The 8,121-nt window shown below is 44.9% G+C and carries 8 protein-coding genes; 7 read left to right on the forward strand and 1 reads right to left on the reverse strand.

What is annotated here, in order from left to right; all coding sequences use genetic code 11:
• On the reverse strand, positions 1–293 hold a 293-nt coding region (locus tag ACESTR_RS15435; RefSeq protein WP_373179406.1), incomplete at its 3' end, for a transaldolase family protein.
• A 260-nt stretch (positions 294–553) separates the two neighbouring features.
• Here ACESTR_RS15435 and ACESTR_RS15440 point away from each other — a divergent pair.
• The 7 genes from ACESTR_RS15440 (at position 554) to mobV (ending at position 7,976) form a co-directional block, all read left to right on the forward strand.
• Complete coding sequence (locus ACESTR_RS15440; RefSeq protein ID WP_009597992.1) at positions 554–775, forward strand: DUF2795 domain-containing protein; 222 nt, start codon at positions 554–556, stop codon at positions 773–775.
• A 232-nt stretch (positions 776–1,007) separates the two neighbouring features.
• The gene (locus tag ACESTR_RS15445; protein ID WP_055205001.1) at positions 1,008–2,366 is read left to right on the forward strand and encodes a tyrosine-type recombinase/integrase; all 1,359 of its coding nucleotides are present in this window, start codon (positions 1,008–1,010) and stop codon (positions 2,364–2,366) included.
• A gap of 57 nt (positions 2,367–2,423) precedes the next feature.
• Positions 2,424–3,098, forward strand: a complete 675-nt coding sequence (locus tag ACESTR_RS15450) for a hypothetical protein (protein ID WP_055205002.1) — start codon at positions 2,424–2,426, stop codon at positions 3,096–3,098.
• Between the two features lie 340 nt (positions 3,099–3,438).
• Positions 3,439–3,768, forward strand: a complete 330-nt coding sequence (locus ACESTR_RS15455; RefSeq protein WP_055205004.1) for a helix-turn-helix domain-containing protein — start codon at positions 3,439–3,441, stop codon at positions 3,766–3,768.
• Positions 3,761–5,260, forward strand: coding sequence for a YfjI family protein (locus ACESTR_RS15460; protein ID WP_055205006.1), 1,500 nt, complete (start codon positions 3,761–3,763; stop codon positions 5,258–5,260). The genes ACESTR_RS15455 and ACESTR_RS15460 overlap by 8 nt, the downstream gene beginning before the upstream one ends.
• On the forward strand, positions 5,253–6,281 hold the full coding sequence (locus tag ACESTR_RS15465) for a DUF6371 domain-containing protein (protein ID WP_055205008.1): 1,029 nt from the start codon (positions 5,253–5,255) through the stop codon (positions 6,279–6,281). Before ACESTR_RS15460 ends, ACESTR_RS15465 begins: the two co-directional genes overlap by 8 nt.
• A 150-nt stretch (positions 6,282–6,431) precedes the next feature.
• A complete protein-coding gene (mobV, locus tag ACESTR_RS15470) occupies positions 6,432–7,976 on the forward strand; it encodes a MobV family relaxase (protein WP_055205009.1) in 1,545 nt (514 codons plus the stop codon).
• The last annotated feature ends 145 nt before the right edge of the window (positions 7,977–8,121 follow it).

Here is an 8,121-nt window from a genome sequence, read left to right on the forward strand (position 1 = left end):
GTACCCCGGATGTTCTCTTTGGCCATCAGCGATGGGTTGGTCGTCGCACCGTCCAGGACGCCCAGTTCGTGCGCCTTGCGAATCTGCTCCAAATTGGCTGTGTCGATGAAGAATTTCATGGTTCGATAGGTTTTAGGTTTCCATAAAGATACGAAAATTCCATATAGGTTATACCGGATAATATCCGATTTTACATTGCGGAAATTCTTTACGACGCTGTCAGTGTCTGGAAAAAGTCCGTCGGCGGCTGTACGGCGGCATGCTGTCTTCCCGGATACCTCGGGCGGCGACATATCTCCGGTTCGGATTCACGAACCTTTGCGGGGATCGGAATTCTCGTTGCGATTTTCGGTTCTTCTCCCCGGGATACCGCATAGTCCTATACGCCGGACACATCCGTAGAAATCGGATGTTAGGACATTCGAACGTCCGGAATGTAGGCCGTGGGGATCGTTCCGTTTGCGGGCATCGTTTTTTTGCTTTACCTTTGCATCCCTGTAAGGAAAAGCCTTGTTTTTCCGGAAAATTCAGAGAGATAAAACTTTACCGAATCATGTATTGGACACTTGAACTGGCATCGAAACTCGAAGATGCCCCCTGGCCCGCAACGAAAGATGAACTCATCGACTATGCAGTACGTTCGGGTGCGCCGCTCGAAGTGCTCGAAAACCTGCAGGAGATAGAAGACGAGGGTGAAATCTACGAATCTATCGAAGACATCTGGCCCGACTACCCCTCCAAGGACGATTTCTTCTTCAATGAGGAGGAATATTAGTGCGATTTTAAGCACGTAAACAGCTATTAAATCCCTGTCAATCAATAAGATTGGTGGGGATTTAATTTGTTTGGACAACAGCGTCTGACCGCCTCAAATGGCGCGGTTTATTTGGGCGAAATATGTTTTTCGGAGGAAATATCGGGATTTGTTTGGACAAAATTCATTACCTTTACAGAGGTTTGTGAGTATTACCGCAACCTCTGTTTTTTTAATTTCAAACATCTCCAGTATGGGACGACCGAAACGACTATATCCATTGGGACGCTACCGCCTGCATGTCAGGGGTGAGATCGATCCTGCCAAACAGTATCTTGTCCAGCTTGAATACACCTGGAACCGGCAGGTGATACGCAAGGGCATGAACATCTTTGTCCGGCTGGGCGACTGGAATGAGAAAGCCAACAAGGGACGCGGAGGTGTGAGGGCGAGTTATGGTCCGGAGGCCAACCGGATCAACAGTCTGCTGCTTGCCCGTGCGGACAAGATCGACGGACTGCTGGCCGAATATCAGGAGAAGCATCCCAATCAGATTACGGCACAGGTGATCGCCGACTTTTTGGCCGACAAACCGCTCACACGGGAGGACAAAGGGAAGGATTTTATCGAGTTTGTTTTGGAAAGGCTTGAATCCGATTATTCGAGAAACCGAATCGGACGCAGCCGCTATGAGAACGGCAAGAGCGGCATGAATATTTTCCGTATCTTTCTCCGTGCAACAAAGAACGGTACCTACAAGCCGGACAGTATCTATTTAGGTGAAATATCGGTTGAACTGATTGACGAATACATCAGGTGGCGGCGTGAGATAAAACAGAACAGCGATGCAACGATCAACCATGCTTTGACTCCGATTCTGAAGGCATGTGCCTATGCTTCAGAAATGAAGATGATAGACCATGCCGTCAATGCGAGAATTCAGGATATGCGTATCGCCTCAAAGATATCTCTCGCGGATGAAGACAACGAGTTTGACGGCAAGTATCTTTCAAAAGAACAGATGTCCGCGTTATTGGAATATTACCATGCCTGCACCGAACCGCGCCGTAAGGAGTTTTTGGAAATGTTCTTCTTTGCCTTCCATGCCTGTGGACTCCGTGTTGTCGATGTTATGACATTGCAGTGGGGGCATGTAAATTTCGAGAAGAAGGAACTGAGAAAAATCATGATTAAGACGAACAAACGTCACGTGATTCCACTAACGGAACCTGCCTTGCATATACTGCAGCGGTGGCAGGAGAAGCGTGCCGGATGCCGGTATGTCTTCAACTTAGTAAAGGATGATCTGGATCTTGATGATGCAGAGGCTCTGTACAAAGCCCGTAACAATGCAACGAAATGTATCAATCAGTCGCTGGCGGTTGTCGGAGAACAGATAGGGCTTCCGTTTACCCTTTCAATGCATGTGGCCCGACATTCGTTTGCGGTCTTTGCACTGAACAAGGGACTTTCCATGTCGGTTGTCAGTCGTTTGCTCGGCCATGGAAGTACGGATGTCACCGAAAAGGTATATGCCAAATTCCTGCCCGAAACGCTATCGGCGGAAGTGGCACGTCTGAAAGAGGATTTTGCATCTCTGGAAATTGTCTGATAATTGTAGACGGCTATTATAAACAATCATTAATTTTATATCTAAAATTGATTTGATATGACTATTACGAAGATATTCCTATTGCTGGTGTGCGCATTTGTTCTGGTATTGCTGCTTTCTACTATCTTTAATAAGCACCATAGGATAATCATGTGGTCTGCTGCAATAGTATTTTTTATAGGAACTCTGCTCCTTATAGGTCTTGGGATAATTGATCCGGTAAAAGACAACAACCATCCTGATCCTGTCGTAATAACAGGCATTTTCACCGCCCTTGTCTTATCGGGTGTATTTGCATACGGAGCGGAAAAGTTACGCATCAAACTTAGGGAAAATAACCAGCAAACCGTTCAACCCATAGATAATCATTCTGAATGTCCGGATTCCCCCAAAGGGGTTGTATTGTCGGGAAGGCTTGATACTTCACTTGCCCGTACAATCTTTGCGAAAGCAATAGAAGCCGGATATATTGAAGAGGTCGGGTCCCATTATAGCTGGAAAGGGACAAAGGCTCTTCTTGCCTATATGTGTGGTCGAATATATTGCGGCGATTATCCTGAATATTCCAAATACGAACAGAAGACTTTTTGGGAGTTCGGCAACGGACTCTTCCCCGATGTCGAACTTAACGCACTATTTGAACAAACCGGTATCGGACAGTCCCGGCAGAACAGGAGGGATATGCCCGTCCCTAACAATGCCGGAGAAATCGACAAGTTTTTTCATAAGTGACAAAAAACTAAGAGTATTATCTTCGTTCTTGGCAAGTCTTAGTTTCTGGCTTGTTATGCATTTTGTTTTGCATCATCTGGCAATCTTCGATTTTTTCAATTTTATTTTTCTCTTTTTTATTGCTGGTAATCAATAGGTTACTTGTAAAGTTGTGGCAGAATCATAACTTTCCATAACACCTGTCCTAACATTGGATAATTTATTGTAACTTATTAGTCCTCAGCTATTTCATACATTCGTGCCGTGATTCTGGTGCGATGTGCACAATCGTACCATATCGTATAACCAGGCTGAAGGTCTGAGTGTGCATCAGGGCAATCGGCCATAATTGTTTTTAAGTATGGCTAAAGAAACGAATGTAGAGAAGCTATGCGACCGGGAATTGCTTGAAAAGATTCTCAGCGTAGTGGAGAGACAAGAGAAACTGCCGCCTCCGGCTCATGAAGGCGGACTCCGTCTATATGACAACAAGTCTTTGATGGAGAAATTGAACATCAAAGAAAAGTATCTGAAAAAGTTGCGAGACAACGGCTATCTCGGCTACTCGCGTGAAGGTGATAAATACTGGTACACGCAGGAAGACGTAGACCGCTTTCTGCGTCGTTTCCACTATGAAGCTTTCGCTATTGGTGATGAACTTCCCAAACAGGAAGGAGGTGGCTATGTTTAACACCATTCATTTGACCAACATGCTTCGGTCGGAAGTGGAAGGCATTCCGGAAACAGGTCTTCCGTTGGATGCCTTCCCGGATAGGATACAGGAGATTATACTCAATCTTGCCAGATACGAAAATTTCAATGTGGAATATACTGCGTCTATTATTCTTTCTGCTGTTGCTACTGCAATAGGCAACTCTTGTCATATCCGTATAAAGGGCGAGTGGAAAACTTGCCCATCCCTTTATATGATGCTGGTCGGACGTCCCGGGCTCGGAAAGACTCCTCCCCTCGGTTTTATCTATAAGCCGATTAATGAGTATGATGACCGGCTGCATGAGAAATATAACGAGGAATATGATGAATATGAAAGAGCCATGTCAGCAGGCAAGCACGGAAGTGATGGGGAAGCACAACTGCTCAAGAAACCGAATTTTGTAACGACGGTCATTTATGATTCCACCCCGGAGGCGATGATGAATATTCATCAGCATAATCAGCGTGGGATAACATTGGTCGTCGATGAAATCCTGGCTTTGTTCAATTCCGTCAAAAGGTACAACAGCAAGAACAACCTCATTGAAGATCTGCTGACAGCTTATAGCGGACAGCCGTTAAAGATTATCCGCAAATCAGAATCACGTCCTGTTCTAATCAAGAATCCATGTATAAATGTCATCGGTTCAGTACAGACAAATATGCTGCAGGAAGTCTTCCGTGCAGAGTTCCTTGCCAACGGATTGCTTGACCGTTTTTTGTTTGTCTATCCCAAAAACAGGAAGATATCCGGATGGAGACGGGAAGAACGGAATACGGCCCGTCCTGACATCATGAATCAATGGAGGACAATAATCAACAGAATCCTAAGTATCCCCTGTATCCTTGATGACAAGGGTACAACGGTCAATCCCCGTATCCTTACAATGTCTGACGATGCGGAAGAATACTTTTATGAATGGTACAATGGAATTATCGATGCTGTAAATGCCATTGAGGATGATGCAGATGTTGAAAGCCGCAAGATGAAACTCAACGGCCATGTAGCACGTCTTGCCCTGTTGTTTCAGGTAATGAAATGGGCTACTGATAGTGGAGATATGCAATATATTGAGCGGGATTCCGTAGAATCGGCAATCCGTATGGTTGATTATTATGAGGAAACATACAGGAGGATTCAGGAAACCATTGTCATAAACAGTATCGGCGAAACGAAAGAAGTCTGGCTCTCCCTGCTAGGAGAGAGATTTACTTCCGGTGATGCTGTTATTGCCGGCAGAAAAGTTGATATGTCCCGACGTACCGTCTATTATGCGCTTGACCAATTATGCCGGCTTAAGCACCCTCTTATAGAAAAGCTTCAGCATGGAGTCTATCGCAAACTTATGACAGAAAATACTGATGCACCTTGCACTATTGCACTTTCATCTTGCCAGGATACCGTGCAATCTTCTCAAAGTGCAAAAGTGCAGAGTGCAACCACACTAAAATCAGAAGACCATGAGTGAATACAGATTCCATTTGCAGAAATACCGCCCTGGAAGCAAGACTACTTGTCCGAGCTGTGGTAAAAGCCGGTGTTTTGTCAGGTATATTGATGAACAAGGCAGCATTAGCTTTCCCGGTAATGTCGGCAAGTGTGATCATGAAAACAGTTGTGGCTACCACTATACACCTAAGGAATACTTCAATGATAATCCTGATGTATTGGAAATGGATGAGGGACGCGGCAAGTCATTTCTTTCTGCCCCTTATAAGACGGCAGATAAAACTCCGTCTTGTATCGTCCCTTCATATATTCCTTCATCTTATGTGTTAAGGAGTCTGTCACATTATTCAATCAACCCCTTATATCAGTATTTCTGTCATGTATTTGGTGAAAATGAGGCAAGCAGATTGTTTGAAATGTATCGCATAGGGACATCTTCAAAATGGGGAGGCACAACGGTTTTCTGGCAGACAGATATAAATGGACAGGTAAGAACCGGCAAGGTAATGTGCTATAATGCCGAGACAGGCCATCGGGTTAAAGAGCCTAAGGCTTTTGTCAGCTGGGCGCATTCCGAGTTGAAATTGCAGGATTTCCATTTGAAGCAATGTCTGTTTGGAGAACATCTTCTGAAAAATTCATCGTCTCCGGTAATGCTGGTGGAAAGTGAAAAGACCGCTGTTGTAATGAGCCATTTTATCCCCGATTATATATGGCTGGCAACAGGTGGAAAGAACGGTTGTTTCAATAGTGAAGCCATGCAGGTCCTTAAAGGCAGGGAGGTTACTCTCATCCCTGATTTAGGAGCAACCGAACAATGGAGAGAAAAGTCTGCTTTGTTGTCTGGAATATGTAAACGGGTTGTTGTGTCCAATGTTTTGGAATGTACATCCGATGAAGAGCAACGCAGCCAAGGATTGGACATTGCAGACTTCTTTCTGTATTCACCATCAAAGAGACAGATACTCCATCAGATGATACAACGTAATCCAGCATTGCAGTTGCTCATTGATGAACTGGATCTGGAACTTATTGAATAGTAAAGGAACTTGTTCCGAGGATTTATAGAAAGTCCTTAACACAATAAGGACTTTTTGCCTGTCGGCAATAAAATCCGGTCATTGTCCCGCGGAGCGGACTGGCATAAGAGCAAGCTCAAATATTAATCATTTATCAAAAGAATACCATATATGAATACAGATATTAAACAGGCCATGCATGTCGAAGCCGGGAAGTCATTCGGCACAGCAGAGGCGAATGAAAACGAAAGGCATTGGAATGACGACAAGATTGACAGAAAGAATCAGGATTCGACCAATCACTATGACAAGACCCGAATGAAACTGAATTTCGAGATTGGGCCCGATGGGAAAGTTCATCCGTTAGGCTATCAAGAGAAATCGCTTGAAGTACGTTTGCAGGAACGGTTGACTGAACTGGGCTGGAAACCCTTCAAGCCGGACAGCAAAATTCAACCAAACTGTTGTGCGAAATTTATCTTCGGAGGCAATCATGACCGTACGCTTGAGATGGCATTTGAGACCCAAACCGTAAATCTGGAAAAGGGTGCAGACAACAGCCATCTCCAGCGATGTCCGGAAATCGAACAATGGGCAAAAGATGTCTATGACTGGTGCGCCAAACGGTACGGACAGGAAAACATCATCGGCTTCCAGGTTCATCTTGATGAGAGCAGCCCGCATATCCATGCCTTGATCGTTCCTGTCGGACAACGAGCCAAAAGCGGACGCGAATGCGTCATGTGGTCGGCTAAGTTTGGCAAGACCCGCTACGAATACGGACAGATTCTTCGTGAAATGCACACCTCACTCTATGATGAGGTCGGTAGCAAGTATGGGTTGGAACGTGGTGATAGTATTGAAGGCCGGAACGTTAGCCATCTTAGTAAACGCGATTATATCCGAAAACTGTCCAAAGATGCGAAACAAGCAGAGAAAGCAGTTAAGGGACTTCAGACAATGATACGGAAACTTGAACGGGAAATGCTTGCCGACAGGAATCGGCTTAAAGAAATAGATGAAGCACTCGCATCCGGCAAGATAACTCTTGACAGGTATGAAGAGCAGAAGGCGGACATACAGAAACTCATTGCCGAGTATCAGGAAAAGCTCGAAGACAAATCCAATAAACTCCATGCGAAGGAGCAGGAAGTGGAACAATTGACAAAGGATGCGGCGAAGGCCCGTTCTGTTATACAGCCATTTCGTAACCACAAGGTTGATTTCACGCCACCGCAAATTACAGAGAAAGTACCATTGTTCGGTACGGACAAATGGATTGAGCGTCAGAATCGGTCTATCTCCAAGCAGTTTACCGAAATTGTCCGGAAGATAGAATCCCTATACAGAAATGATGCAGCTCGACAGGTTGAAGCCGCCCAGAATAATGTTCTAGCGGATTACGGTGAACTTTATCAGTTGAGACGGGAGAATAAAACTCTTTCAGACACAAACGAAAATATGGAGTCAGAACTGAATACATTGCTCGGCCTGTTGGCTATACCTTCAGTTCGCAATATGATTTTTGCAATAGCCGATGCGCTCATCAGTGGGCAGCCGATACCTGTTTCTTCCGGAGGTGGTGGTGATTCCGACTCAGACCTTCGTTGGGATGGTCGCAGACCGGATGAAGAGGAAGATGAGTATAAACGGAGATGCCTGATGCACGCAGTGCAAGTTATCCGTAATTCTCAAAGAAAAACTATACGCAGGTAACTCCAAAATAAATCATTAGAATAGCTGCAAATTCTTGTGGTTGTCCTAATGATTAAGTTAATACAAACCGATAAATCAGAATTTACCGATACTTGACCGTTCATCAGAAGAGGCAGTAACTCATCACGTTGTCTGATCAACTTTT

The sequence above is a fragment of the Alistipes sp. DJF_B185 genome (assembly GCF_964250025.1).
GTDB classification, from domain to species: domain Bacteria; phylum Bacteroidota; class Bacteroidia; order Bacteroidales; family Rikenellaceae; genus Alistipes; species Alistipes finegoldii.

Excerpts from the sequence above, each read along its gene's own strand:
- ACESTR_RS15455 (WP_055205004.1), top strand. The coding sequence starts at position 3,439 with ATGGCTAAAGAAACGAATGTAGAGAAGCTATGCGACCGGGAATTGCTT.
- ACESTR_RS15460 (WP_055205006.1), top strand. The coding sequence starts at position 3,761 with ATGTTTAACACCATTCATTTGACCAACATGCTTCGGTCGGAAGTGGAA.
- ACESTR_RS15450 (WP_055205002.1), top strand. The coding sequence starts at position 2,424 with ATGACTATTACGAAGATATTCCTATTGCTGGTGTGCGCATTTGTTCTG.
- ACESTR_RS15440 (WP_009597992.1), top strand. The coding sequence starts at position 554 with ATGTATTGGACACTTGAACTGGCATCGAAACTCGAAGATGCCCCCTGG.
- ACESTR_RS15465 (WP_055205008.1), top strand. The coding sequence starts at position 5,253 with ATGAGTGAATACAGATTCCATTTGCAGAAATACCGCCCTGGAAGCAAG.
- mobV (WP_055205009.1), top strand. The coding sequence starts at position 6,432 with ATGAATACAGATATTAAACAGGCCATGCATGTCGAAGCCGGGAAGTCA.
- ACESTR_RS15445 (WP_055205001.1), top strand. The coding sequence starts at position 1,008 with ATGGGACGACCGAAACGACTATATCCATTGGGACGCTACCGCCTGCAT.